The following is a 26,800-nucleotide window of genomic DNA, read 5'->3' on the forward strand; positions in this document are numbered from 1 at the left end:
TAGCAATGTTGGAAGCTATGCGGGAAGGCACAATTCTTTTGGCCGATAAAGCCTACGACAGCGATGCTATTCGGCAATTGGCTGAAAATAAAAAAGCATGGGCAAATATCCCACCTAAAAGCAATCGACGAAAGTCTTTTGCCTTTAGCAAATTCCTTTACCGCTACAGAAACTTGGTTGAGCGCTTCTTCAACAAACTCAAGCAATTCAGAGGCATTGCCACACGTTATGATAAGAACCCTGAGAATTTCCTCGCTGCTGTTAAACTGGCATCAGTTCGCATTTGGATAAAAAATTTATGAGTCTAGGGCCTAATTTCGTCACCCCGCACTTGTTGCGGGGGAATTGGCGGAAGGCGGAGAATTGCTTTGTCGGATTATCCCGCAACGGGTGCGGGATGACGGTGGGGTGGGGGAGGTTAAATTTGCGCTTTTAAAGCGGTGAGGTCGTTGCCGACAATGGCTTTCAGATTAGCGGTTATTTTTTCGGCGTCCCAGTCCCACCAGGCGATGTCGAGCAGGTTTTGAATGGTCTGGTCGTCAAAGCGTTTTTTGATCAGTTGGGCGGGGTTGCCCCCGACGATGCTATAGGGGGGAACATCGCTGGTCACGACGGATTTGCTGGCAATGACGGCGCCGTGGCCGATTTTGACACCGGGCATAATTGTGGCATCATAGCCGATCCAGACATCGTGCCCGATTTCGGTATCTCCTTTAAAGGGCAGGTCGGTCGTGTCCGGCATGACTTTTTCCCAACCCTTGCCAAAAATCTGGAAAGGATAGGTCGAAAAGCCGGATAGCTTATGGTTGGCGCCGTTCATGATAAACGTCACATTTTTTGCGATGGCGCAGAACTTCCCGATGCGCAGGGTGTCCCCGATAAAAGGGAAGTGATAGAGCACGTTCTGTTCGAAATTCTCAGGGCCATCCGGGTCGTCGTAATAGGTGTAGTCCCCGACCACGATGTTTTCGCGGGTGATGAAGTTTTTGAGATAACCGACTTGAGGAAAACCTTTCATAGGTTCCTTATCATTTGGGTCTGGGCCGTGCATTGCGTGTGTTTCCCCACTAGATATTTCCGCTAAGAAATGAGTATAGGCACGTGTAAAGCGCAGCACAATAAGCCAGCAGTGGCGCAAAGAAAAAGGGCCTGCGTTTTATCCGAAGGCCCTTTGGTGTTGAATGGTGGGGTGAAGAGACTACATGTCTGCCGCTTTGGCGCGGAGTTCGTTGAGGAAGGCCTCGACTTCGTTTTCCAGGGCTTCGCTTTCTTTGCGCAGTTCGTCGGCAGAAGAGGTGACCCGGTTGGTCGATTCCAACGTTTTGTTGGCGTTGGCGGAGACATCGGCGATATGGGAGGACACGGCACGTGTTCCATCGGATGCTTGATTGACATTTCGGGCAATCTCGCGGATGGCGGCATGTTGTTCTTCAATGGCGGCTGCAATTGCCGTGGAATTTTCCGCCACTGAATTGATCGTGGCATTGATCTCGTTGACAGCCGTCAGGGCTTTGCCGCTTTCTGTTTGCACGTTTGAAATCTGGCCGGTGATATCGGCGGTGGCTCGTGCCGTCTGGTTGGCGAGGTTGCGTACTTCAGATGCGACAACCGCAAACCCTTTACCCGCTTCACCGGCACGTGCGGCTTCGATGGTGGCGTTGAGGGCCAGGAGGTTGGTTTGATCGGTAATCGCATCGATCAAGGAGACAACCTCGCTGATTTTATCAATGGCGTTGGCAAGGTTTTTAACCGTAGCATTGGTTTGATCAACCTGTTCAGAGGCGTGCTGCGCGACTTGAGTCGAGTTATTGACCTGTTGGGAAATTTCGTCGGAGGAAGCTGTCAATTCTTCGGTGGCGGCGGCAACAGTCTCTACGTTAGCAGAGGTTTCTTCCGTGGCGGCTGCAACATCATTGGCACGATTGGAACTTTCATCGGCAATGGTGTTCATGTCCGAAGCGGCAACATGGAGGTTACTGATGGATTGGCTGATGGATTGCACCAGATTTTTAACCCGACCTTCCAGATTGTCGGACATGGCGAGGGTTTCTTGAATCCGGTTTTCGCGGGTTTCTCGCTCCAATTGTTCCTGTCTGCTTTTCAGGGCTTCGTTCTCTTGGATTTTCTCTCTAAACCCAAGAACGGAATTGGCCATGGCGCCGAGTTCATCCCTTCTGTCAATGCCGCTTATGTCGTTGTTATAGTTGCCTTCGGAGATATCGTCCATGGAACGACGCAGGGAAAACAGACTTTTGGAAATATCGCGGCTGATGATCCAACCGATAATGGTGGCGATGAGGATGGCGATGGCTGAAACGGTGATATCCCGGATTGCAATGCGCCAGAATGTGGCGTCCAGATCATCAACATAAAGACCGGTGCCGATGTGGTGCCCCCATGGCAGCTTACCGGCATAAGAGACTTTTTCGAACATGAGTTTTTTGTCGTGGCCGGGCTTGTCCCAAACATAGGAGAAATAGCCGTCATTTTTACCGTTTGACGCATCGATGAGTGCCTGAATAACTTTAACGCCATTGGCATCGGTGACACCGGACAGGTCTTTACCCGTCAGCGCCGGATTGGCCCCGTGTGCTTGAACAATCCCATGGTCGTCATAGGAGAAAACATAGCCGATATCGCCGGCAAATTTTAACCCGTTGATGCCGTCATAGTAAATTTTGATGGCTTCTTCTTGCGTCAGTTCGCCGGAGGTGACTTGATCTTGATAAGCTTGGGCAATGGAAATGCTAGACGTGATGACGGTTTTGATTTCGCTTTTGCGATCTTCCAACAACGTTTGACGAAGGGTGAAGAGGCCCATCGCTGTAACAGTAAGCAATCCTACGACCATAATGCCAAGGAGGATGGCGACTTTTAATTTCATGCTGAGATGTTTAATCATGGGGGGACTCATGGGTCTGATAAATGAAGCTTGTTTTTTTAAGTTTGTTTCCTCTTTTCTTTAAATAAGATTTCTCTAATGTAAAAAGGAGAAAAAAGGGCATTAAGCTTATTTATCGCACGTTCCCACAACAAGCCAAAGGATGCATTGGCTTCAAGTTATGTCAAAAAATTTCCATAAATTTCAAGGAGTTCAACCCAATGGTTTGCTAGGCGATCACTGTCCCGACCGGGATAGGGAAGCCACGCAGGAAGCTTTCTGCGTCGGTTGCACCTTTACCGCTGCGTTGCAGGGTATGGATTTTAAGCGCTTTGTTGGCGCATCCGATCACAAGACCGTCGGCTTCTAATCGAGTGCCTGCTGCGCCGTTCTGCTCAACAACTTCGGCCTTGATAATCTTGATCCGGTCTTTGCCGAAAGCAAACCACGTGCCGGGCCATGGCGTAAAGGCGCGGATGCGGCGTTCGATCTCATCTGCCGATTGGGACCAGTCGATCTGACTTTCTTTTTTATCCAGTTTTTTGGCGTAGGTGATGCCGTCTTCCGGCTGTTTTTGCGGCTTGGTGTAGCCCCCATCAACAGCGCGCAAGGCTTCCAGGATCAGACGGGCGCTTTCAATAGACAGCTCGTCGTGCAGGCTTTCCCCTGTGGTATTTTGGGTAATCGGGACAGGCTGGATCAGCAGCATGTCACCGGTATCCAGACCTTCGTCCATTTGCATGATTGTCACGCCGGAGACATCGTCGCCTGCTTCAATGGCGCGCTGGATCGGCGCGGCGCCACGCCAACGGGGCAGAATGGAGGCATGGGCGTTTAAGCAACCGTATTTTGGCGCGTCGAGGACGGCCTTTGGCAAGATCAGCCCGTAAGCCGCAACAATGGCACAATCGGCGTTAAGGTCTGCAAATGCGCGCTGTTCGTCTTCCCCTTTAAGGGACAGGGGGGTGCGGACCTCGATGCCCTGACTTTCGGCATAGGCATGAACGGGGGTCAGATTGACCTTTTGACCCCGACCGCTTTTGCGCGGCGGTTGGCTGTAAACACAAACAACTTCATGGCCCGCATCAATCAGCGCAGCGAGAAGCGGCACACTAAAATCAGGCGTCCCCATAAAGATAAGGCGCATGGGCTTTTCTGTTTTGAGGAGGTTTTCTTCCGTCATGGTCAGCGGTCCCTGAAATCGTGTGCAAAAAAGGCGGGATTAACCGGCTTTCTTCATTTTGGTGAGTTTGCGCATGATGATGGATCGTTTGATCCGCGAGATATGGTCAATGAACAGTGTGCCGTTCAGATGGTCAATCTCGTGCTGGATACAGGTTGCAAGCAAGCCATCGGCTTTCAGTTCCTGCGCCGCACCGTTTTCATCGAGATAGGTGACTTTAATCTCGGCAGGGCGTTCGACTTCGCTGTAGCTTTGCGGCACAGACAGGCAGCCTTCTTCATAGATAGACAGATCGTCCGATGACCACGTGATTTCCGGGTTGATCATCTTATAGGCGAAGGGTTCCTCGTCTTCGTCGGTAACATCGACGACGATGATTTGCTGCAAGACACCAACTTGCGGGGCGGCCAGACCAATGCCGGGGGCGTCATACATGGTTTCCACCATGTCATCCAGAAGGGTGCGGATGTCGTCCGTTACCTCTTCGACAGGTTGAGCCCGTTTTTTGAGGATAGGGTCCGGTGCGGTCAGAATAGGAAGTATAGCCACGATTGAAAGTCTCTCTTCGTCAAATTTCTGCCAAGGACATAAGTTGATCTGGCGAAAAGGTCAAGTTAAAGCGGGCCAAACTCCCCTGTTTTGCGGTCATAGGCGCTGAGTTCACCGGTTTTGAGATCGAAGTGGAGACCATAAATCTTCAACTCTTTTGACTCCACCCGGTCTGCGACGAAATTGAAGGTCATCAAATTGTTCAGGGAGTTGACGATGGAGGCTTGTTCAATTTCGCGTGGGATACGATTGCCCGATTTGATGGACTCGGCGCAGCAACATGGATTTTTGAAGGCTTCATGGGCGATATCAACCCAATGATGCACAAATTCGGTGCCGAGTTTATCGGGATTATGTTCCGTATCAATGGCGGCCTGAATAGCACCGCATTGGGCGTGGCCCATGATCATAATATTTTCGACCTTCAACACTTTTACCGCATATTCAAGGGCGGATGAGACACCGTGATAGTGGTTGGGGTCGTTCTCGTGCGGGGGGACAAGGTTGCCCACGTTACGCACGGCAAAGACTTCCCCGGGTTCTGTCCCAAGGATAAGTGTGGGGTCAACGCGCGAATCGGAACAGGAAATTAATAAAGTTCGCGGGCTCTGGCCTTCCTTGACGAAGTTTTCAAAATCAGCGCGGTGTGATTCGAAGTAATTAGCCTTGAAGTGCTGATAGCCTTTTTTAAGTTTAGCAATGGCTTTCATCGCGTAAAACCTCCCCCTCCCCAATGGCGGATAAAGTGTATGTGTGCAAAATATACTGTATCGAAATGATAGTTGAATAGATGCTGCATACTTTAATCTAAAACGTGAGGGCGTCAAGAATTAAGTGGTATTCCTATACCGAAATACCACTTAATAGTCAGGAACTATTAATTCAATAGATTTTTTCTATGGATTATCTAGGTCCAACAGGTTACCTAAAAGTGTTCGTTACGAATAACTTCCACTTCTGAGACATTTACGATCCCGATCCGGTGCTCAAGGAAGGAAAAGAGATCTTCTAGGACCTCATCCTTAAATTTGGGATCGAGGATGCATATAAACATCATCATCCCTTCTGCATCCGTGACCATGCCATCGCGGGTCCACAAACCGTGGGTGCCGCTGCCGCCATGAACGGGGACGATGGTATAACCGTGGACATGGTCCTCTTTATCCAGCAGGTGCGCAAGCCGTTCGGTGACGGCTTGTTCGATGACGATTTCCAAGCGGATTTTTTTAAAGGTTTGCATGTGGGAACTCCTTTTTAGAACAACCATTGCGCCATGGCGACATAGAGGGGGATGCCAATGACAAGGTTGAAGGGAAAGGTAACGCCAAGGGACAGGGTAACGTAAACTGCCGGATTGGCTTGCGGCAAGGCCAATCGCATGGCGGCGGGGACAGCGATGTAAGACGCACTGGCAGCCAGCACAAGCATAAGGGTTTTACCCGCAACGGACAGGTCCAGCGGCAGGATCAACAATGCCATGAGAACCGCGCCGATCAGTGGCATGTAAAGCCCAAAGGCGATGACGCCCGTGTCCAGCACTTTGCGGTTTTGGCTGAGACCCCGTCCGGCAATCGCACCCATATCCAAAAGGAAGAGGCACAACACGCCTTTAAACGGATCGCTGATGAAGGGTTTAACTTCGACAAAGCCTTGCGGTCCAACGATCCAGCCAATGATAAACGAGCCGATGAGGACGAGAATAGAGCTGTTGAAGACCGCTTCGCGCATGGACAGGGGTTCTGCCGATTTGTCCTTTTGCTCCGGGTTTTTTTTGAGGAAGCGCGCCGCAATCCAGATACCGGCGACGATGGCTGGTGCCTCCATCGCGGCGGCGACGGCAACCAGAATACCTTCACCGGAGGTTCCGCGATCACTTAAGATTTGGGAGGCGGTCAGGAAGGTGACAATACTGATGGAACCGAAATGGGCGGCAACCGCTGCGGCATTGACCGCGGACAGTTTACTGGTCAGGCGCAAACATTGATAGCCGATAAAGGGGAGGGCCGCACTGATGGCGATACCAACGAGGATCGGTGCGAGAACGGACAGGTCCGCCCCGGTTGTCGCCATGCTGACACCGCCTTTTAGGCCGATGGCAAGCATCAGATAGACGGCAACGGTTTTGGCAACCGGTTGGGGAAGGGAAAGATCAACTTTTGCGAGGGCGGCAAGAAAGCCGAGCGCAAAGAACATCACCATGGGCGAGGTGAGGTTATCGATGGCAACTGATAAAATTTCTTCCATTTCTCTAAGTCTCAATAGATAGGGGGAGCCTTATATTTGGGAAGACGGGGTGGTCTGTCAATAATTAATCGGTATTTTAATACTTAAATACCGATTAATAGAGAAGCGTTATTAACGCCATAGAAATTATCTATTGAAAATCAGGCTTAGAATAGCCTTGCGCGAAGAGAAGCGCGGTCAGGTTGCCGTGGTTGATGGTGTGTTTTGCACGCGCAATAACGCTTGGTTTTGCGTGGTACGCAATCCCCAAACCGGCTTCAAGAATCATGGGTAGATCGTTCGCCCCATCACCAACGGCGAGCGCTTGAGTGGTGGTCAGGCCTTGTTCGGCGCAGAGCTTGTGCAAATAGTCCAGTTTGGAATCTTTGGTGAGAATCGGATCAATGACATTGCCGGTCAGCGTGCCGTCTTTAATCTCCATCATGTTTCCTGCATTGAAGTCGAAACCGACTTGGGCGGCAACGCGTGAGGTGAAGAAGGTAAAGCCACCGGACACAAGGGCACAATATGCGCCATTGGCCTTCATGGTCGCAACCAATGTTTCGGCGCCGGGTGTCAGATGAACCATTTTCATGGCCTCTTCCATAAAGTCGCTGGAAAGACCTTTTAACATGGCGACACGTTCGCGCAGTGCATCGCGGAACTGGATTTCCCCGTTCATGGCGCGGGTTGTGATCTCGGCCACCTGTTCTTTGATGCCGGCAAATTCCGCCAGATCATCCAGTGTTTCGCCAGTGACGATGGTACTGTCCATATCGGCGATCAGCAGTTTTTTGCGACGCTCTGCAACCTCTTGTAAGATGATATCGACGTGGGGCAGCTTTTCTTGCAGCTCAACAAGGTTAATCACCTCGTCTGTGAAGATATCATAAGCTTCCCCTTCCGACAGGCAGACAGGCTCGACAGCGCCGAGATGCTGGGAAATTTCGGAAAGGGTGATTTGTTGCTTGTCAGGATTAGCAATAAGGGTCAGAACGTAAGACATTATGTATAAGCGCCGTGGTTTTTTGCGGTGCGCCATTTTATGCCAGAGAGATGATGCAAACTAAAGCAAAAAAGCCAGTGATTGTGATCGGCGGTCCCACCGCCAGCGGCAAGTCCGCAACCGCGATGGATGTGGCCCGCGAATTTGATGGGGTGATCATCAATGCGGACTCCATGCAAGTCTATGATGGATTGCGCATTGTGACCGCCCGTCCGACCCCAGAAGATGAAGCTGAAATCCCCCATCGCCTGTATGGGGTGATGGCCCCGACAGAGACCTGTTCGGCAGGATTGTGGGAGAAAATGTGCATTGCAGAGATCGAAAAGGTTTGGGCGGACGGCAAGTTGCCCATCGTGACAGGCGGCACAGGTCTTTATATTAAGACGCTGGTGGAAGGGATTTCCCAATTGCCTGCGATCCCTGATGACATCCGAAACACCATTCGCGAACGCTGCGATAGGGACGGTGTGGAGACTTTATATAAAGAACTTCAATCCAGGGATGAGGAAATGGCAGCGCGGCTGAAACCGCGTGATGCGCAGCGAATCTGTCGCGCGTTGGAGGTTCTGGAAGCCACCGGCAAGTCGTTGGCTGTTTTGCAGCGCGAAATTAAGCCCGTTCCCACGCTTGAGGCGGATTTTTTTACACAAGTGATCATGCCGCCACGCAACATTCTGTACCAACGCTGTGACCAACGCTTTGATCTGATGATCGCGCAGGGTGCGGTGGACGAAGTGGCGCGCCTTGATGAGATGAATTTGGATGCGAAACTCCCTGTTATGAAGGCGTTAGGGGTGCCGGAGCTCTTAAAGCTTGTACGCAAACAATCCAGTCTGGAAGAGGTCCGCGCCGAGGCACAAATGCAGACCAGACGCTTTGCAAAGCGCCAATGTACGTGGTTTCGCAATCAGATAAAACGCTGTGAAATTTATTCTGCGCAATATTCGGAAAGTTTGCGAGATCAGATTTATAAGAAAGTTCGCCAATTTTTGTTGACCGATAGGGTTTGAGCGATTACGTTGCCCACCTCGAAGCTCGCGCCCCTGCGCGGGTACATTTATTTCTGCCCTATATATAAAGAGTAGAAAGAATTCGTTGAGACGGAGGATTTTTGCATGTCCACGAAAGAAATGACCGGTTCTGAAATCATCATTCAAGCTTTGAAAGATCAAGGCGTGGATGTGATGTTTGGGCTACCGGGTGGCGTGCTTCTTCCGCTGTATGACGCGCTGTTCAAACAAAATGGTCTTCGCCATATTCTGGTTAAGCACGAACAGGCCGCTGTCCACGCTGCGGAAGGGTATGCACGCTCTACCGGAGAAGTGGGGACTGTGCTTGTGACATCTGGTCCAGGTGCAACCAACACGGTGACAGGCCTTGTAGACGCCATGATGGATTCGGTACCGCTGGTTTGTTTGACGGGTCAGGTCCCGTCCAGCTTGATCGGTAATGACGCTTTTCAGGAAGCTGACATCACAGGCATCACACGTGGCTGTACAAAACACAACTATCTGGTCAAGGATGTAAACGATCTGGGTCGTATCCTGCACGAAGCGTATTATGTCGCACGTACAGGCCGCCCGGGGCCGGTTTTGGTTGATATTCCCAAAGACATTCTGTTGGCGACGGGCACTTATACAACACCGGGTAAAACAACCGCTGTTGAACATAAGTCCTACAAGCCGCAGGTTAAAGGCGATACAGCCTCTATTAAACAGGCGATTGAGCTGATCCGTAACGCTAAACGTCCGTTGTTCTACGGTGGTGGCGGGATCGTCAACTCTGGTGATGCGGCTTGTACGCTGTTCTCCCAATTCGTTAAAATGACCGGTATTCCGTGTTCTTTGACGTTGATGGGGCTGGGCGCGTTCCCGGGGTCTGACAATCAGTTCCTCGGCATGATGGGGATGCACGGCACTTATGAAGCCAATATGGCGATGCATGATTGTGACGTGATGATCAACATCGGTGCGCGTTTTGATGACCGTGTAACGGGCGCGCTTGATAAATTCTCGCCGGATTCCAAGAAGATTCATATCGATATTGACCCAAGCTCTATCAACAAGAACGTGGTTGTTGATGTGCCGATCATCGGTGACGTTGCCCATGTCCTTGAAGAAATGATCAAGTACTGGAAAGCTGATCAAGCGCAGGTCAATGCCAAAGAGTTGGAAAAATGGTGGAAGCAGATCGCCGATTGGCGTTCTAAAGACAGCCTGAAATATATCCAGTCCAACAAAGTTATTAAGCCGCAATACGCTTTGGAGCGTATCCGTGACCTTGCTTTGGAAACAGGTAAAGACACTTTCTATACAACAGAAGTTGGCCAGCACCAGATGTGGGCAGCCCAACATCTGTGCTTTGAAAAGCCGAAGCGCTGGATGACATCCGGTGGTTTGGGGACTATGGGCTATGGCTTCCCGTCTGCGATGGGTGTACAGGTTGCACATCCTGATGCGCTGGTTGTAGCGATTGCCGGGGATGGATCCTTCCAGATGAACCTGCAGGAACTGGCGACCTTGATGTCTTATCGTTTGCCGGTGAAGTGCTTCATCCTGAACAACATGTTCTTGGGCATGGTGCGCCAGTGGCAGGAAATGTTCCACGGTGAGCGTTATTCTGAAAGTGTGATTGAAGATCAGCCTGATTTTGTGAAACTGGCGGAAGCGTATGGGGCCTTGGGCCTGCGCGCGACCACGCCGGGTGAGCTGGATGGCGTGATCAAACAGGCGTTTGACTCCCATTTGCCGACAATCATCGATATTCGCACGGACCCGGAAGAGAACGTCTTCCCGATGATCCCGTCCGGGGCGGCCCATAACGAAATTATCCTTGGTCCGGAAGATTCCAAAAACTCGGAAAGCGGCGGTAGTGTCGAGTCCGGTGTACTGGTGTAAGGGAGGAACTAACAATGACAAATAAAGATAAAGACGACATCCTTCGCCACACGATTTCCGTACTGGTGGACAACGAATCCGGTGTTCTAGCTCGCGTAATCGGCCTGTTTTCCGGCCGTGGCTATAACATCGAAAGCTTGACGGTTGCTGAAACCGATCACGTTGAAAATCTGTCCAAGATTACCATCGTGACAACCGGTACCCGTCAGGTGATTGAGCAAATCAAAGCGCAACTTGACCGTCTGGTTCCCGTTCGCAGAGTTGTTGATCTCACGATTGACGGCCCAAGCGTTGAACGCGAAATGGCATTGGTTAAAGTGGCAGGTGAGGGAGAACATCGCGTTGAAGCTTTGCGCATCGCCGATATTTTCCGTGCACGTGTTATCGATAGCTCGAACTCTTCTTTCGTCTTTGAAGTCTTTGGTAAGGCTGGCAAAGTCGATGCCTTTATTAAACTGATGGAGCCATTGGGACTGGTTGACGTTTCACGTACCGGTGTCGTGGCGATTTCCCGCGGGGCCACTGGTCTCTAAGGATATCGCATCCAAAATTCTTAATCTTTTCTAGTTCAAGGGGTATTTGAACATGCAGGTTTATTACGATCGCGACGCAGACGTCAATTTGATCAAAACCAAAAAAGTAGCCATCGTTGGTTACGGCTCTCAAGGTCACGCACACACGCTCAACCTTCGTGATTCCGGTTGTACCGAAATCGCAGTTGCGCTGCGTGAAGGTTCTGCAACACGTAAAAAAGCTGAAGGCGAAGGCCTGAAAGTTATGTCTGTTGCTGAAGCGGCTGCTTGGGCTGACGTACTGATGATCCTGACACCGGACGAACTGCAAGCCGGTATCTACAAAAACGAAATCGCACCGAACCTGAAAGAAGGCTCTGCGTTGGCGTTTGCACACGGTCTGAACATCCACTTCGGCCTGATCGAAGCACCGAAAAACAACGACGTGATCATGATCGCGCCGAAAGGCCCGGGTCACACGGTTCGTGGCGAATACGTTAAAGGCGGCGGTGTACCGTGTCTGATCGCTGTTCACCAAGACGCGTCTGGTAACGCAAAAGAAATCGCTATGTCCTACGCGTGTGGCGTTGGCGGCGGTCGTTCCGGCATCATCGAAACAGACTTCAAAGAAGAGTGTGAAACTGACCTCTTCGGTGAACAGGCTGTTCTGTGTGGCGGTTTGACTGAACTGATCCGTTACGGCTTCGAGACACTGACTGAAGCTGGTTACGCACCGGAGATGGCTTACTTCGAATGTTTGCACGAAGTAAAACTGATCGTTGATCTGATGTACGAAGGTGGCATGCATAACATGCGTTACTCCATCTCCAACACTGCTGAATACGGTGACTATGTCTCTGGTCCGCGCGTTATTGATGCGTCTGTTAAAGAACGTATGAAAGAAGTTCTGGACGACATCCAGACTGGTAAATTCGTTCGTGACTTCATGTTGGAAAACCAAGTTGGTCAGCCGTTCCTGAAAGCACGTCGTGCACAAGGTGCTGCTCACCCGCTGGAAGAAACTGGCGAAAAACTGCGCGGCATGATGCCTTGGATTAAGTCCAACGCATTGGTTGACAAAGAACGTAACTAAGCAAATCTCGATCAAACCATCCGGTTTGTGACGACGCATTTGCGTTACGAAAAAACGTCCCTCAGGCGAAAAGTCTTCGGGAACGTGGCTCCGTTTAAAGGAGTCTGCATGCACTGCAAGGAAAGGGAGATCCGGTTTCGGGTCTCCCTTTTCCTTTGTGGGGTGAAACAATTTGTTTCGAAATCATCGACTTATGAAAAGGCGTAAACAGGCGTAGAGTAGGTGCAACAGTTAAAAGAGAGGTCGCCATGTTGCCGAGTTTATTTTTATCCCACGGTTCTCCTACCGTTTTAATCGAGAAGGACAGTCCGGGACGTGCGTTTTTGGCGCAGTTGGGCAGTCAGATTGAAAGACCGAAATCAATTTTGGTCGTCAGCGCTCATTGGGAAACCGAAAGCCCGACGGTTACGGGGGCAGGCGTCCTTGAAACGATCCATGATTTTTACGGATTCCCCAATGAGCTTTTCCAAATGACCTATCCAGCTGAAGGGACTGCGGCGTTGTCGCAGACCGCGCAAACGCTGTTGGGGGCCAGGCTGGATGACAAGCGCGGTCTGGATCACGGCGCCTGGTCGGCGTTAAAGCTGATGTACCCAGAGGCAGACATTCCTGTGGTGCAGTTGAGCCTGCAATCTCATTTTCCTGCGCAGTATCATTATGATATTGGCAGCAAGCTCTCGGAGCTGCGAAAAGAGGGGGTCTTGATCATCGGGTCAGGCGCGGCAACACATAACCTGCGGGCCTTAACGTGGTATGATAAAACACCGGACCCTTGGGCTGTAGAGTATGAAGACTGGTTGGTGAAAACCGTTGAAGAACAAGACCACGACGCCCTATTACATGCCCGCGAGAGCGCGCCACATTACAGTATGGCCCATCCGGTTGATGAACATTGGCTGCCGATTTATGTAGCGATGGGGGCCGGCGACAAGATGCGCCTGCTGCACCGTGGGTTTGAGCATCGCAACTTGAGCATGGCGGCGGTTGCCTTTGATTGATATGGTGGGGAAAGCTGACAGACAGGAGAGAGCATGCAGCAGTTTACGACCCGTTTTACCATCGCGACACAGGGGCAGGGACTCTATGAATTCACCCGTGATGTTCAACGATGGGTGCAAGATTGTGGCCTTGAAACGGGTTTGTTGACGCTCTTTTGTCAGCATACCAGTGCCAGCTTGACCATTCAGGAAAATGCGGACCCCGATGTGCAGTTGGACCTGACGGAGTTTTACGCCCGTCTGGTGCCGGAACATATGGGCTGGTTGCCGTCATACCATGGAAGGGCCGGATGACATGCCTGCCCATATTAAAAGCGCCCTGACGGATGTCTCTCTGTCGATTCCGATCTTTCAGGGACGCGCGGCGTTGGGCACGTGGCAGGGGATTTATGTGTTTGAACATCGCAGTCAGCCGCACACGCGCAGCGTGGTCGCCCATGTGACGGGGCAATAGAAAGTTGTTCTAGCGCGCGTTCCAATAGGTTTCGGGGACCATGCGGTTGTCGATTTGACGGCACAAATTGTCGCCCCATTCCTGACCTTTGCTTTGCAGGATCTCTTTTTGCAGGGATTTGGCTTGTGCGTCGCCTTTTTTAGCGGCTAATTCTAACCAGGCGAAGGCAAGGGTGAGATCAAATTGCACGCCTGTTCCATTGAGGTAGTAAATCCCCAATTCACGCATGGCATCGCTGTCACCTTTAACGGCGGATTGCGCATACCAATTTGCTGACTTCTCAAAATCACTGGTGAGCGCGTAGATCGCGCCAAGCTGTGTCATGGCCGCGCGCGAGTCTTTTTGTGCGGCCTTTTCATACCAGCTGAGGGCGGTTTCAGGGGATTTTTCCACACCTTGGCCCAAGGCATACATCTGGGCGATTTTAATCATGGCTTGGGGGTAGCCCCCTTGGGCGGCACGTTCAAACCATTCCGCGGCGGTGTGATAGTCTGCGGCGATCTTTTTGCCTTGTGACCACAAAAGGCCGAGCTTATAGGCGGATTTTAAATCACCATGAACGGCCTTACTTTCCAGACTTTCCGCAAGAGTGCGCACGTCATTGGCATGGAGAGGGGCCGTGAGAATACATAAGAATAATGCAGAAAGGTTGAGTAGGCGTAGCATTTTGTAAATCCAGAATTATAGTCTACGCCTACTCTAGCCTTTTCATGGGCGAATTGAAAGTGTGTTGGGGGCTGTTTTAGCTGCCCGCGACATCAATAACAACGCGGCCCCGAACATTGCCTTTGAGAATATCTTTGCCCAGCTTAGGCAGATCTTCCAGTTTGGCTTCTTGGGTCATATCTTCCAATTTCTCTAAGGGCAGATCGCTTTGAATGCGTTGCCATGCACGAACGCGTTTTTCCTTGGGACACATGACAGAATCGATCCCCAAAAGATTCACGCCGCGCAGCAAGAACGGGATGACGGTTGCGGGCAAATCGTTGCCGCCGGCCAACCCGATGGCGGCCGCGCTTGCGCCGTATTTGAGCTGGGCTAACACGCGGGCCAATGTGGTGCCGCCAACCGCATCAATGCAGCCTGCCCAACGTTCTTTTTCGAGGGGGCGTTTGGAGGTTTCGGCCAATTCTTCACGGGCGACGAGGGTGCTTACCCCCAATTCTTTGAGGTAGTCGTGGGTGTCAGCGCGTCCGGTTGATCCGGCAACCTTGTAGCCCAGCTGATGAAGGATGGCGACAGCAACACTGCCCACGCCACCGGCAGCCCCGGTGACGAGTACTTCCCCCTGATCGGGAGTTAGGCCATGATCTTCCAGTGCCATAACCCCCAGCATCGCAGTGAAGCCCGCGGTGCCGACTGACATAGCCTGTTTGGTGGACAGACCGTCTGGCAGGGCCACCAGCCAGTCGCCGCTTACGCGCGCTTTTTGGGCGTATCCACCCCAATGAATTTCGCCGACACGCCAGCCGGTTAACACGACTTTATCACCAGCCTTAAAGTCCGGGTGGCTGGAGTCTTCGACCGTACCCGCAAAATCGATACCGCCCACATGAGGGTAATCACGGACCAAGCCGCCAGCCCCGTTGAGGACAAGGCCGTCTTTATAGTTGAGGGTCGAATATTCGACATTTACCAGCACGTCGCCTTCTGGCAACTGGTCGATATTGATATCCTGCAGGGTGGCTTCTACGCCGCTGTCATTTTTGTCGAGAATAAGTGCTTTAAACATGGGATCACCTTTGTTGGGAATATGTGCTGTCTTTACAGTACGTGTATTTATATATTTGTCAAACAAATATATAAAATTGGATTTAAGTTGTATGAGACGGGCTTTCAGGTCATTCTGTTGCCTCTATTAAATTGAAAGCGACTGATTATGGGCATTAAATATGAACCGCTGGTCACAGAGAGCCTGGCAAAACAGATTTCAGAGACGATCCGTCAGGCCATTGTGGATGGTGAGTTACAGGTTGATGAACGTTTGCCGACAGAACCGGAACTGGCTCAACGTTTTGGGGTTTCGCGCCCCACGATTCGGGAAGCCCTGAAGCGACTCGCGGCGCAAAATTTGATCCGGTCGCGCAGAGGCCCGGCGGGCGGCACGTTTGTCAATAAGCCGGACAGTCAGGATGCCAAGGATGCGTTGATCAATATGACATCGCTTTTAACGACTCTGGGGGAATTTGATCTCTCCGATATCGCCGAGGCCCGACGCGAGCTTGAATTGACCTGTGTCTATCTGGCGGCAGAACGCTGTGACGAAACGCAGTTAGCGATTATGGCGCAAGAAATCGAGATACAGAAAAAAAACGATTTACCGGATCAGGAGTTTTGCGCCTCTGACGTTCGTTTCCACCGTGCCATTGTGGATGCCAGTGCAAACAGAATGTTGCAATTCATGATGTGTTCTGTGATTGAAGCGGTGCAGCCCGTGGTGAACTTGATCGTCTTTCCTTTTTGGGATAAGAAAAAGACAATTGATCAGCACATTCGCTTATACGATGCCATTCGTACGCGTGATGCTGACACAGCCGCGCGGGTATTTTCGGAACAGATGGACGATCTCTCAGACCGGTATTCCAAAGCGCAGGCGCGGCGCAACAGGGACAAGTAAGGGCAATAAAGGGAATAGTTATGTCAGTAGTTAATACAATGCATTCGAAAAGAGTGACTGACGAAGTGCGCCACGCCAATGACGATCTGGAATTTTTTTATATGGAAGCCAGACGCAACCGTAAAATCGCAAATTGGGCTGCAGAACAATTGGGGTTTAATAAAAAAGAATATTTCCTTGAGCTGGTCGAGGCTGATTTGTCGAAAGCTGGCCCCAAGCCGGTGATTGACCGCATCATGGTGGACTTTCAGCAAGCCGGGCTGAACATTTCAGAAGAGACCTTGTGGGATCAGCTACGTACCTTTGAAAAAGACGTGCTGCAAGATATGCTCACACAACAGGCGGAACGTACAAAGGCCGAGATCAAGGCGAAGGAAAAGAAGAAGAAAGACAAAAAGGCCAAGTCAAAGAAGGACAAGAAAAAGAAAAAATAAGCCGTTTTCGGGAGAACATAAAATGTAACGATGCCAATTTGACCTAATCTGATAATTGCATAGGTTTGTGAGAGCTGTTGAACTAAACCAAATTAGATTTGCCATAATCTCTATGATCGGTGACGCATGTGTCAATAAACTGACGACCAAGTCCGGTGACTATAATAGTTTTGTGTAGTAGCTGTGCCTTGCGATCATTTTGTGCGTTTATTGTTTCGACCATTGTGCGAATAAGCGGGTGTTCATCAAGCTCCTTGTAGAGATTGTCATCAATCAACTCATAAGTTGCTGGAATTTCAAGTAACCCAAGCCTACATAGATTGTCCAAGTTATTTGGCAGCCGATAGATATCATTAATTCCAACTTTTTCACCTAATAGAGTGAAATGTCTAAAATGATCAAGACCGCCTCTTTGGTCTCTACGATTATTTCGAACGGTAACTGCTGGCGCTTGTTCGGTAGATGTAAATGCTGTTAATAGTTTGGCTTCGTCTGAAGACAGTTGCTTGATAATCTCTACAAAACTGGGATGTGCATTTTTCTTTGTGGAGCTATCCATTGAAGAAGCTAATAGATTTGCATAAAGCTCTTTCAGTTCACCAATTGAGCCTGTATAGCGAAGTGATTCTAGCGCGGGTCCTGCGATGTGAGTAGGTGGAGTTACGATATTCTCTTCGGGTATATTTTGTAGTTTTTCAGTTACTTTATTGTCTACAAAATCTCTAATTTGATCATACCCCCAAACTAAAGCAGCTACAGGAGCTAATGCGACATTGACTGTTTTTGCTACAGTACCCAAAGCTTTACCAACCTCTTGAGCTGCTGGTTGGAATGCATCCTGATATACTGGAACAGCCTTGACGAGCTCTGTTACTGCATGGATTGTTTCCTCTATATTTCCCTCTTTTTTTTCTTCTTCAGACAAAGTTTATTCCTTTCATTACTTTTTATCTTACTAATATAATGGTGTTAGGTTGACGAATATACTGTAAAATATCATTTGAATGTATAAGGCCTGATACGAGCTAATATATGTAAAAAACCCCTTGAGGCGATCGCACTCAAGGGGTTTTTTGTTAAGCGTTTAAAGCGGCTTAGTCTTTACGACGCGGGCGACGGGCGCCACGCGGCTTGTCAGACTTTTCAGCATCGCCTTCACCTTCAGCGCGCGGACGTTTTTCGCCCACTTCTTCGGTGATGTCTTCGCCAGTTTCTTGATCGACAACGCGCATGGACAGTTTAACCTTACCACGATCGTCGATACCGATCAGTTTCGCCCAGACTTCATCGCCTTCAGACACAACGTCAGCAACCTGTGCAACGCGCTCGTTCTTCAGTTCAGAAATGTGAACCAAACCGTCACGTGTGCCCATGTAGTTAACAAAGGCACCGAAGTCCATGACCTTAACGACTTTACCACGGTAGATTTTGTTGAGCTCAGGCTCAGCAACAATGCCCATGATCCAATCGATGGCTTTTTGACCGCTTTCACCGTCAACAGCTGCAACGCGGATGGTACCGTCATCTTCGATGTCGATTTTCGCGCCGGTTGTTTCGGTGATTTCGCGGATGACTTTACCGCCTGTGCCGATAACTTCACGGATCTTGTCTTTGTTGATCTGGAAAGCTGTAATTTTCGGTGCGTTGTTGGAGACATCGTCACGACCGGATGTGATGGCTTTGGCCATTTCACCCAGAATGTGAACACGACCGTCTTTGGCTTGATCCAAGGCGATTTGCATGATCTCTGGTGTGATGGATGTAATTTTAATATCCATCTGCAAAGAGGTGATGCCTTCTTCTGTACCGGCCACTTTAAAGTCCATGTCACCCAAGTGATCTTCGTCACCCAAGATGTCAGACAGGACAGCAAAGCCGTCGTCTTCTTTGATCAGACCCATGGCGATACCCGCTACAGGGCGTTTCAAGGGAACACCAGAGTCCATCAAGGACAGGGATGTACCACAAACAGTCGCCATAGAAGAAGAGCCGTTGGATTCTGTCACTTCAGAAACCACACGTACTGTGTAGGGGAAATCTTCTTTGGACGGCATCAACGGACGGATCGCGCGCCATGCCAGTTTACCGTGACCGATTTCACGACGGCCCGGAGACTTCAGGAAGCTGGCTTCACCGACAGAATATGGCGGGAAGTTGTAATGCAGCATGAAGTTTTCGCGGTATTCTTTATCCAGTGCGTCGATGATTTGCTCATCTTGGCCTGTCCCCAATGTGGTGACAGCCAGTGCCTGTGTTTCACCACGTGTGAACAGGGCAGAACCGTGTGCACGCGGCAGCAGGCCGACTTGTGCGTCGATGGCACGAACTGTTTTCGTGTCACGACCGTCGATACGAGACTGGGTTTTGATGATGTCACGACGAACGATATCTTTTTCAAGATTTTTCAGAACGCCTGCAACAACAACGCTGGAGACTTCGCCAGCTTCAACTTTGCCCGCGTAAAATTCTGTGACTTTGGCTTTCGCTTCAGAAACTGCAGCAACACGTTGTTGCTTATCAACGATTTTGTAAGCTGCGCGCAGGTCAGCTTCTGCCAGTTCAGCGGCTTTGGCTTCAATTTCACCAAGGTACTCAACCGGTTGCGGCAGATCCCAAGGTTCTTTCGCACAAACTTCAGCCAGATCGATGATCGCGTTGATCACATCCTGGAAGGCTTTGTGACCGAAGGCCACCGCACCCAGCATGATTTCTTCTGACAGTTCTTGCGCTTCAGATTCAACCATCAAAACGCCTTCTTGTGTCCCGGCAACAGCCAGATCAAGAATGCTTTCTTCCAGTTCGTCTGTGGTTGGGTTGAGGACGTATTCGCCTTCAATGTAGCCAACGCGGGCCGCACCGATCGGGCCCATAAACGGCATGCCGGAAATGGTCAGCGCCGCAGACGCACCGATCATGGCAACGATGTCTGGATCGTTTTCAAGATCGTGTGCCAGAACGGTACAAATAACTTGAGTTTCGTTTTTGTAGCCCGGTGCAAACAGCGGGCGGATCGGACGGTCAATCAGGCGGGACGTCAGCGTTTCTTTTTCAGAAGGGCGTCCTTCGCGTTTGAAAAAGCCACCCGGGATTTTACCGGCTGCGAAAGCTTTTTCCTGATAGTTGACCGTCAGCGGAAAGAAATCAATGTCAGCGCGGGCTTGCTTTTGCCCAACAGCTGTACACAGAACTTTTGTCTCGCCATAGGTAACCAGAACCGCACCATCTGCTTGACGTGCGATTTTACCTGTTTCAAAAACCAGCGGACGACCGCCCCATTCGATTTCTTTACGGAATTCTTTAAACATATATCTTCCTTACATACGTACGTACATGGGCTGCTTAAGGGACCTTCCCTTAAAATTGACATAACAGCCATAACCGCCAATCTACACCACATCGACCTTGTGCGGTTTGACGGGTTTGTGACATTCGAATTCATGAACAATGCCACAGGGTCGAAAATGAAGAAAGGCGCGTCATACCTTTTTGGTATATCGCGCCTTGCTCCGAGAATCTTTGTCTTAGCGACGCAGACCCAAACGTTCGATGATGCTCTGGTAACGGGCAACGTCTTTTTTCTTGGTGTAGTCCAAGAGACGACGGCGTTGACCAACCAGCATCAACAGACCGCGACGAGAGTGAAAGTCTTTTTTGTGTTCTTTCAAGTGCTCTGTCAGGTTTGCGATACGCTCGGAAAGAATAGCAACCTGTACTTCCGGTGAACCAGTGTCACCTTCTTTGGTGCCAAATTCTTTGATTAGCTCAGCTTTACGCTCTGCAGTAATCGACATCGGATACTCCATATGTAGATGTTAATAATTGAAAACCCTGAAAGGACGAACCAGTCCGTCTTCCACCTTGGCAAGAGCAACAAGTTTGTCGTTATGCATCAACCGTAAGGTCTCTGTATCCGGCAAATCCGTCTTAAAGCCCATACCGTTGCGAATTTTCTGGGTTTCTTCTTCGTTCAAGGCCAGTGCCGAGATGTCGTCCAGCACGGTCTCAATCGCAAGAAGGCTTTCAAAAAGCGCCTCACTATGCACAATTTGCTCCAAAGAATCCAGTGAAATCGCGCAATTCTCGTCAAACGGGCCGACTTTTGTGCGCCGCAACATGGAGATATAGCCGAGGCACCCAAGTTTATTACCCAGATCACGCCCCAGACTTCTCACATATGTCCCTTTGCCGCACTGGACCTCAAAGATGGCCCGGTCCGAATCGGGGCAGTCGATGAGTTTCAGGTCATCAATCTGCACCGTACGGGCCGTCATCTCGATGTCTTTATCTTCGCGCGCCAGCTTATAAGCGCGTTGTCCATCGATTTTGATGGCGGAATATTTCGGTGGGATTTGCTCAATCGCGCCGATAAAGGCGGGCAGGGCAGCTTCGATTTCCGCACGGGTTGGGCGCGCGGTGCTTGTGTCGGTGACTTCGCCTTCTGCATCGTCGGTGCTGCGGGTTTCGCCCCAGGTCACTTCAAAGCGGTAGGTCTTTGTCCCGTCCATCACATAGGAAACGGTTTTTGTCGCTTCCCCAAAGGCCAAGGGTAAGATGCCGCTGGCTAGCGGATCAAGGGTGCCGCCATGACCGACCTTTTGGGCCTTGGTCAACCAGCGGGCTTTCCCCACCACATTGTTGGAGGAAATTTCAAGGGGCTTATCGATGATCAGCCAGCCGTGAATGGGGATGCCTTTTTTCTTTCTGCCCATCGTGAACCTTGTCGTTTACCCTACAGAACGCAGGTCTGCTGTTGGTCGCTTAAAAAGAAAAGGGGGAAGGTTTATTCCTCTTCCCCGTCCTCATCATCTTCGCGGTGGATGTCGGCTTGAACTTTGGGGTCCTGAAGCAATTTGTTGATCTTCAGGGCCTCATCCAGCGACTCATCGCGCTTAAAGCGGAATTTTGGGATGTATTTTGTGGTCGAGAGACGGGAATATTCGTGACGGACATGGCCGCTGGCGCGGTTTAAGCCATCCACCACGGCATCCGTATTGTCCCCGCCAAGGTCAGAGACAAAAACCGTTGCATTTCGCAAGTCAGGGCTGACACGAACTTCTGAAACGGAAATGGACGCATCAATCAAATCTGGGTCACGGAAATCGGCACGCGCAATGATGCCTGCCAACGCATGACGGATTTCTTCGCCGACACGAAGTTGGCGTTGTGTGGGAGCCTTACCGGATCGTCTGGTCATGATAGTATCTCTTGTTTTTCATCAAAACAGGCAGGAACCCTCAAGGAAGGTTCCTGCCTGGAAAAAAGCGAACAATAAAGGGTTTAGATTTCTTGTTCGATCTGTTCCATCTCAAAGCATTCGATCATATCGCCGACTTTAAGATCGTTATAGTTTTCGAAGGACATCCCGCATTCGAAGCCGGATTTAACTTCTTTAACGTCATCTTTAAAGCGTTTGAGCTGACCAAGCGCGCCTTCGTGAACAACAACGTTGTCACGCAGCAAGCGCACTTTGGCACCCCGTTTCACAACGCCTTCTGTAACCATACAGCCGGCAATTGTACCCACGCGGGAAATGTTGAAGGTTTCGCGGATTTCCGCATAACCGATGAACTTTTCCTGATAAACCGGATCCAGAAGACCGGACATCATACGTTTTACATCGTCTGCTGCATCGTAAATGATGGAGTAGTAACGAATGTCAACGCCGTCACGTTTCGCCATTTCACGCGCTTGCGGGTTGGCACGAACGTTAAAGCCGATGATCAAGGCGTTGGAGGCACGCGCCAGTGTGATATCCGATTCGTTAATCGCACCCACAGCACCGTGCAGGACTTTCACCTTCACATCATCGCGGCCCAGTTTATCGAATGTGCCGGACAGGGCTTCGATAGAGCCTTGTACGTCACCTTTGATAAGAACAGGCAGTTCTTTGACTTCGCCAGCCGCGATTTGGCTGAACAGTTCTTCCAAGGTCCCGCGACCGCTGGCAGCAGCTTTCGCCGCTTTGGACTTGTTGGTCCGGTATTCAGAAACTTCACGGGCTTTGGCTTCACTCTCAACAACGACGAGCTGGTCACCGGCAGACGGTGTGCCTTGCAGACCGAGAACCTCAACAGGGGTTGCCGGACCGGAGCTTTTCACGTGATGACCGTGATCGTTGACCAAGGCACGGACACGCCCCCATTCTGTACCGACGACAAAGATGTCACCGATTTTCAGGGTCCCGCGTTGGACCATGACGGTTGCGATGTTACCGCGGCCGCGTTCTTGTTTGGCTTCAACAACCACACCTTCCGCAGCGCGGTTCGGGTTGGCTTTCAGCTCCAGAATTTCTGCTTGCAGCAGGATGGTTTCTTCGAGGCTTTCAAGGTTCAGGCGCTGCTTCGCAGACACTTCAACGTCCATGACCTCACCGCCCATGCTCTCAACCTGAATTTCATGTTGCAGCAGTTCTGTACGTACGCGTGTCGGGTCAGCACCCGGCTTGTCAATTTTGTTGATCGCAACGATAATCGGCACGTCCGCGGCTTTCGCGTGGCGGATCGCTTCGATCGTTTGCGGCATGACACCGTCATCGGCAGCAACCACAAGAACAACGATATCTGTCAGTTCCGCACCACGGGCACGCATGGCCGTAAAGGCTTCGTGACCCGGTGTATCCACGAACGAGATTTTCGCACCGCTGGCCATGGTGACCTGATAGGCACCGATGTGCTGGGTGATCCCGCCGGCTTCTTTGTCCACAACGTCTGTTTCACGCAGGGCATCAAGAAGGGAGGTTTTACCGTGGTCAACGTGACCCATCACAGTTACGATCGGTGCACGTGGGATTTGCTGGGACTCGTTATCTTCCGGCCCTGTCAGATCCACTTCCACATCCGCATCGGATACACGTTTCACAGTGTGACCAAATTCTTCCACAACAACCTGTGCCGTATCAGCATCGATTGTTTGGTTGATCGTTACCATCGTACCCATTGTCATCAGGGCCTTAACAACCGCTGCGGCACGTTCTGCCATACGGTTGGCGAGTTCCTGTACCGTGATGTGATCCGGGAGAATAACTTCACGAATTTGCTTGGCTTGATCCTGGTTGCCGCCGCCTTGTTGCTGTTTCTGCTTTTGGCGGGCACGTTTTACGGAAGCAAGAGAGCGCTGACGCTGTTCGCCATCAAAGTTATCGATGGACAGCTTGCCTTTACCGCGACGACGATCAGTACCACGTTTGGCGGCTTCCGGCTTTTTCTCTTCTTTTTTCTTCACGGGCTTTGCAGCGACCGGTTTTTCGTCTTTTTTCGCCGGTTCAGGGCGACGTGCAGAATCTTTCTCTGCGCGTGTTTGGGCAAGTTCCGCTGCTTCCGCCGCTTTGCGGGCTTCCGCTTCGATCCGTTGCTTCTCAGCCGATTCTTCAGCCGCTTTACGCTCGGCGTCAGCTTTCGCTTTACGCTCTTCAGCGGCTTTTTCTTCCGCACGGCGTTTCGCGTCTGCAGCTTCGCGTTTTGCACGCGCTTCTGCATCGGCTTCCATTTGTTTCTTTTGCTCTTCTTCGGCTTTCTTCGCGTTTTGAAGAACCTGCGCGCGCTTCGCCAATTCGTCATCTGTCAGATGCGCATCGTTTTGAACGGCAGGTCTATCCTGTTTGAAGGCCTGTTCAGCAGCTTCCTTGGCGGTTTGTGCGCCACCGCGGACTTCGGACATGCGTCCGGACGTGCCTTGAACGAAAGTTCGTTTTTTACGCACCTCGACAGCCACGGACTTGCTGCGTCCATGAGAGAAACTTTGTTTGACCTGACCAGCTTCAACTGTTTTTTTCAGTTCAAGTTTGCCGGGTCGATTGAGGCTGAGCTTGTTGCCGTCGTCGCCTTTTTTATCTGTCATATCCGAGCTGTGCCTGTCTTTCTATAGTTCTACAATCAGTCGCGGAAACCTTGCAATCGCAAGGCCTCTACTTGGAAGCGCGCGGCCAATTTGCCGGGCGCCAACCCCATATGGACCACATGGTCCCGCCCGGCTGCGCGTCCCAATTCCTCTGCATCGAACAGCTCGATCAAAGGGAGGTCACCCGCAAGGGCTTTAATCTTTGCCCGGCCATCGTCAGCGCCGTCTCTGGCGGCCAACACAACGCGACATTTGCCGCTTTTGAGCCAAGCCCGGGTTTTTTCAAACCCGAAAATTACACCACTGGTTCTACGCATCATGCCGATCAAAGACAAGCTGCGTTGCACCAAAAGTGCTTCAATTCGATCTGCCAGACCCTCCATGGGTTTGACATTTTTACGTGCCGCGCGGGAAAATGCATTTTTTGCGCATGCTGTATTTACCACATTACGCTCAGCACTCAACCATAAACCGCGTCCCGGCAATTTTCCGTCCACATCGGGGACGACAATATCATCGGGTCCGCATACGCACCGGATCAGTTGTTCCTTGGGAAGAACCAATCCGGTGACAATGCAGCGGCGTTCCGGGCTATCGCCCTTACGCGTCTTCATCTTCGAACCAGTGTGCCCGTGCTGCCATGATGATTTCATTGGCTGCCGTTTCACTGAGGTTCTTTTCACCGACATATTCACGCAGCTCATCCCCGGCCAGATCAGCCAGATCGTCGAGCGTTTTTACGTCGTTTTCACCCAAAGCAACAACCATGGCTGCGCTCAGGCCTTCAATATTAAAGAGGTCGTCACTCACGCCGAGTTCACGACGTTTAGCATCCAGAACCTTGTCTTGTTCTTCAAGGAAGGTCAGGGCACGGGCACGCAGTTCTTCTGCAACGTCCATGTCGAAGCCTTCGATCTCTGCCAGTTCGGCACGGGGGACATAGGCGACTTCTTCGATAGAAGAGAAACCTTCAGTCACCAACAGGTGCGCGATCACATCGTCCACATCCAGTGCTTCAATGAACTGGTTGGAACGGGCTTTAAATTCTTCCTGACGGCGCTCTGACTCTTCGGCTTCTGTCAGGATATCGATATCCCAAGACGTCAGTTGAGACGCAAGGCGCACGTTCTGACCACGACGACCGATCGCCAAAGACAGTTGGTCATCAGGGACAACAACTTCAATGCGGTTGGTTTCTTCATCCAGAACAACCTTGGCAACTTCAGCCGGTGCCAACGCGTTTACGATGAAAGTCGCCGGATCAGCAGACCATTGGATGATGTCGATTTTTTCGCCTTGCAGTTCAGACACAACCGCCTGAACGCGTGACCCACGCATCCCCACACAAGCGCCGACCGGATCGATAGAACCATCAGAAGACTGAACGGCGATCTTGGCACGCGAACCGGCATCACGGGCAACGGATTTAATCTCGATGATGCCATCATAGATTTCCGGTACTTCCTGTGTAAACAGTTTTGCCATAAATTGCGGGTGAGAACGCGACAAGAAGACTTGCGGGCCGCGGTTTTCACGACGCACATCAAAGATGTAGGCGCGGATACGGTCGCCGTTTTTCACATGTTCGCGCGGGATACATTCGTCACGGCGCAACAGGGCTTCTGTGCGACCAAGATCAACAACAACGTTGCCGAATTCCACACGTTTGACCAGACCGTTGACGACTTCGCCAACGCGGTCTCTAAATTCGTCATACTGGCGATCGCGCTCGGCATCACGTACTTTTTGCACGATGACCTGTTTCGCAGTCTGCGCAGCGATACGACCGAAATCAATCGGCGGCAGCGGATCGACAAGAAATTCACCGAGTTCAGCATCGGCCTTGCGGGCACGTGCTTGATCTACGGTCATCTGCATATGTTCGTCTTCGACCTCGGAGACAACTTCGATGTAACGCGCCAATTTAATTTCGCCGGTTTTCCGGTCGATGTTGGCACGGATATCATGTTCCTGACCATATTTGGAACGCCCAGCTTTCTGGATAGCTTGTTCCATAGCTTCAAAAACCTGGTCGCGTTCGATTCCTTTGTCACGAGCTACCACATCGGCAACTTGAAGCAACTCTGGGCGAGGCATTCCGCTCGATTGTTCCATTT

At 50.9% G+C, this 26,800-nt stretch carries 28 protein-coding genes; 10 read left to right on the plus strand and 18 right to left on the minus strand.

What is annotated here, in order from left to right:
- A partial coding sequence (locus Q397_RS0103395; RefSeq protein ID WP_028878211.1) for an IS5/IS1182 family transposase occupies window positions 1–302 on the plus strand: 302 nt, incomplete at its 5' end.
- A 116-nt stretch (window positions 303–418) separates the two neighbouring features.
- On the opposite strand, the gene Q397_RS0103400 is transcribed toward Q397_RS0103395, so the two are convergent.
- The 8 genes from Q397_RS0103400 to serB all read right to left on the minus strand — a co-directional run bounded on the left by Q397_RS0103400 (window position 419) and on the right by serB (window position 7,842).
- Window positions 419–1,051, minus strand: coding sequence for a Vat family streptogramin A O-acetyltransferase (locus tag Q397_RS0103400; RefSeq protein WP_028878212.1), 633 nt, complete (start codon window positions 1,049–1,051; stop codon window positions 419–421).
- Between the two features lie 147 nt (window positions 1,052–1,198).
- Entirely contained in the window at window positions 1,199–2,902 is a 1,704-nt protein-coding gene (locus tag Q397_RS0103405; protein WP_028878213.1) for a methyl-accepting chemotaxis protein, read from the minus strand.
- Between the two features lie 208 nt (window positions 2,903–3,110).
- Window positions 3,111–4,064, minus strand: a complete 954-nt coding sequence (fmt, locus tag Q397_RS0103410) for a methionyl-tRNA formyltransferase (protein WP_240475016.1) — start codon at window positions 4,062–4,064, stop codon at window positions 3,111–3,113.
- Window positions 4,065–4,103: 39 nt separating this feature from the next.
- Window positions 4,104–4,613 carry a peptide deformylase gene (def, locus tag Q397_RS0103415; protein ID WP_028878215.1) on the minus strand — a complete coding sequence of 170 codons (510 nt, stop codon included), beginning with the start codon at window positions 4,611–4,613 and terminating at the stop codon, window positions 4,104–4,106.
- A 65-nt stretch (window positions 4,614–4,678) separates the two neighbouring features.
- Entirely contained in the window at window positions 4,679–5,323 is a 645-nt protein-coding gene (locus Q397_RS0103420) for a carbonic anhydrase (protein ID WP_028878216.1), read from the minus strand.
- 215 nt (window positions 5,324–5,538) lie between these two features.
- The gene (locus Q397_RS0103425) at window positions 5,539–5,853 is read right to left on the minus strand and encodes a P-II family nitrogen regulator (protein WP_028878217.1); all 315 of its coding nucleotides are present in this window, start codon (window positions 5,851–5,853) and stop codon (window positions 5,539–5,541) included.
- Window positions 5,854–5,867: 14 nt separating this feature from the next.
- Window positions 5,868–6,857 (minus strand): sodium-dependent bicarbonate transport family permease, encoded by a 990-nt coding sequence (locus Q397_RS0103430; RefSeq protein ID WP_028878218.1) that lies wholly within the window; start codon window positions 6,855–6,857, stop codon window positions 5,868–5,870.
- A 130-nt stretch (window positions 6,858–6,987) separates the two neighbouring features.
- Window positions 6,988–7,842, minus strand: coding sequence for a phosphoserine phosphatase SerB (gene serB, locus Q397_RS0103435; protein ID WP_028878219.1), 855 nt, complete (start codon window positions 7,840–7,842; stop codon window positions 6,988–6,990).
- Window positions 7,843–7,892: 50 nt separating this feature from the next.
- On the opposite strand from serB, the gene miaA reads away from it, so the two are divergent.
- The 7 genes from miaA to Q397_RS25550 all read left to right on the plus strand — a co-directional run bounded on the left by miaA (window position 7,893) and on the right by Q397_RS25550 (window position 13,796).
- A complete protein-coding gene (gene miaA, locus Q397_RS0103440) occupies window positions 7,893–8,852 on the plus strand; it encodes a tRNA (adenosine(37)-N6)-dimethylallyltransferase MiaA (RefSeq protein ID WP_156950623.1) in 960 nt (319 codons plus the stop codon).
- Window positions 8,853–8,957: 105 nt separating this feature from the next.
- Window positions 8,958–10,739, plus strand: a complete 1,782-nt coding sequence (gene ilvB, locus Q397_RS0103445) for a biosynthetic-type acetolactate synthase large subunit (RefSeq protein WP_028878221.1) — start codon at window positions 8,958–8,960, stop codon at window positions 10,737–10,739.
- 14 nt (window positions 10,740–10,753) lie between these two features.
- Window positions 10,754–11,272, plus strand: coding sequence for an acetolactate synthase small subunit (gene ilvN, locus Q397_RS0103450; RefSeq protein ID WP_028878222.1), 519 nt, complete (start codon window positions 10,754–10,756; stop codon window positions 11,270–11,272).
- Between the two features lie 52 nt (window positions 11,273–11,324).
- Window positions 11,325–12,344, plus strand: coding sequence for a ketol-acid reductoisomerase (gene ilvC, locus Q397_RS0103455; protein ID WP_028878223.1), 1,020 nt, complete (start codon window positions 11,325–11,327; stop codon window positions 12,342–12,344).
- A gap of 248 nt (window positions 12,345–12,592) precedes the next feature.
- Window positions 12,593–13,342, plus strand: a complete 750-nt coding sequence (locus Q397_RS0103460; RefSeq protein ID WP_028878224.1) for a DODA-type extradiol aromatic ring-opening family dioxygenase — start codon at window positions 12,593–12,595, stop codon at window positions 13,340–13,342.
- 33 nt (window positions 13,343–13,375) lie between these two features.
- Window positions 13,376–13,636 carry a secondary thiamine-phosphate synthase enzyme YjbQ gene (locus Q397_RS25545; protein ID WP_420864614.1) on the plus strand — a complete coding sequence of 87 codons (261 nt, stop codon included), beginning with the start codon at window positions 13,376–13,378 and terminating at the stop codon, window positions 13,634–13,636.
- 1 nt (window position 13,637) lies between these two features.
- On the plus strand, window positions 13,638–13,796 hold the full coding sequence (locus Q397_RS25550) for a YjbQ family protein (RefSeq protein WP_420864615.1): 159 nt from the start codon (window positions 13,638–13,640) through the stop codon (window positions 13,794–13,796).
- Window positions 13,797–13,805: 9 nt separating this feature from the next.
- Here Q397_RS25550 and Q397_RS23830 read toward each other — a convergent pair whose 3' ends face one another.
- Entirely contained in the window at window positions 13,806–14,462 is a 657-nt protein-coding gene (locus tag Q397_RS23830; protein WP_051609669.1) for a tetratricopeptide repeat protein, read from the minus strand.
- Between the two features lie 76 nt (window positions 14,463–14,538).
- The gene (gene acuI / locus Q397_RS0103475) at window positions 14,539–15,528 is read right to left on the minus strand and encodes an acrylyl-CoA reductase (NADPH) (RefSeq protein WP_028878225.1); all 990 of its coding nucleotides are present in this window, start codon (window positions 15,526–15,528) and stop codon (window positions 14,539–14,541) included.
- A gap of 147 nt (window positions 15,529–15,675) precedes the next feature.
- Here acuI and Q397_RS0103480 point away from each other — a divergent pair, with 147 nt between their 5' ends.
- Window positions 15,676–16,413, plus strand: coding sequence for a FadR/GntR family transcriptional regulator (locus tag Q397_RS0103480; RefSeq protein ID WP_028878226.1), 738 nt, complete (start codon window positions 15,676–15,678; stop codon window positions 16,411–16,413).
- A gap of 20 nt (window positions 16,414–16,433) precedes the next feature.
- On the plus strand, window positions 16,434–16,847 hold the full coding sequence (locus Q397_RS20910) for an ATPase inhibitor subunit zeta (protein ID WP_084148915.1): 414 nt from the start codon (window positions 16,434–16,436) through the stop codon (window positions 16,845–16,847).
- Window positions 16,848–16,929: 82 nt separating this feature from the next.
- On the opposite strand, the gene Q397_RS0103490 is transcribed toward Q397_RS20910, so the two are convergent.
- The 8 genes from Q397_RS0103490 to nusA form a co-directional block, all read right to left on the minus strand.
- Window positions 16,930–17,772 (minus strand): DUF4393 domain-containing protein, encoded by an 843-nt coding sequence (locus tag Q397_RS0103490; protein WP_028878227.1) that lies wholly within the window; start codon window positions 17,770–17,772, stop codon window positions 16,930–16,932.
- A 169-nt stretch (window positions 17,773–17,941) separates the two neighbouring features.
- Window positions 17,942–20,152, minus strand: a complete 2,211-nt coding sequence (gene pnp / locus Q397_RS0103495) for a polyribonucleotide nucleotidyltransferase (RefSeq protein ID WP_028878228.1) — start codon at window positions 20,150–20,152, stop codon at window positions 17,942–17,944.
- Window positions 20,153–20,368: 216 nt separating this feature from the next.
- Entirely contained in the window at window positions 20,369–20,638 is a 270-nt protein-coding gene (rpsO, locus tag Q397_RS0103500) for a 30S ribosomal protein S15 (protein ID WP_028878229.1), read from the minus strand.
- A 21-nt stretch (window positions 20,639–20,659) separates the two neighbouring features.
- Complete coding sequence (truB, locus tag Q397_RS0103505; RefSeq protein ID WP_028878230.1) at window positions 20,660–21,556, minus strand: tRNA pseudouridine(55) synthase TruB; 897 nt, start codon at window positions 21,554–21,556, stop codon at window positions 20,660–20,662.
- Between the two features lie 71 nt (window positions 21,557–21,627).
- Entirely contained in the window at window positions 21,628–22,041 is a 414-nt protein-coding gene (gene rbfA, locus Q397_RS0103510) for a 30S ribosome-binding factor RbfA (protein WP_028878231.1), read from the minus strand.
- Between the two features lie 83 nt (window positions 22,042–22,124).
- Window positions 22,125–24,683, minus strand: a complete 2,559-nt coding sequence (gene infB, locus Q397_RS0103515) for a translation initiation factor IF-2 (RefSeq protein WP_028878232.1) — start codon at window positions 24,681–24,683, stop codon at window positions 22,125–22,127.
- 35 nt (window positions 24,684–24,718) lie between these two features.
- On the minus strand, window positions 24,719–25,297 hold the full coding sequence (locus Q397_RS0103520) for an RNA-binding protein (protein ID WP_028878233.1): 579 nt from the start codon (window positions 25,295–25,297) through the stop codon (window positions 24,719–24,721).
- Window positions 25,284–26,798 (minus strand): transcription termination factor NusA, encoded by a 1,515-nt coding sequence (nusA, locus tag Q397_RS0103525; protein WP_028878234.1) that lies wholly within the window; start codon window positions 26,796–26,798, stop codon window positions 25,284–25,286. Before nusA ends, Q397_RS0103520 begins: the two co-directional genes overlap by 14 nt.
- Between the last annotated feature and the right edge of the window lie 2 nt (window positions 26,799–26,800).

Source organism: Terasakiella pusilla DSM 6293, from assembly GCF_000688235.1.
Classification (GTDB): domain Bacteria; phylum Pseudomonadota; class Alphaproteobacteria; order Rhodospirillales; family Terasakiellaceae; genus Terasakiella; species Terasakiella pusilla.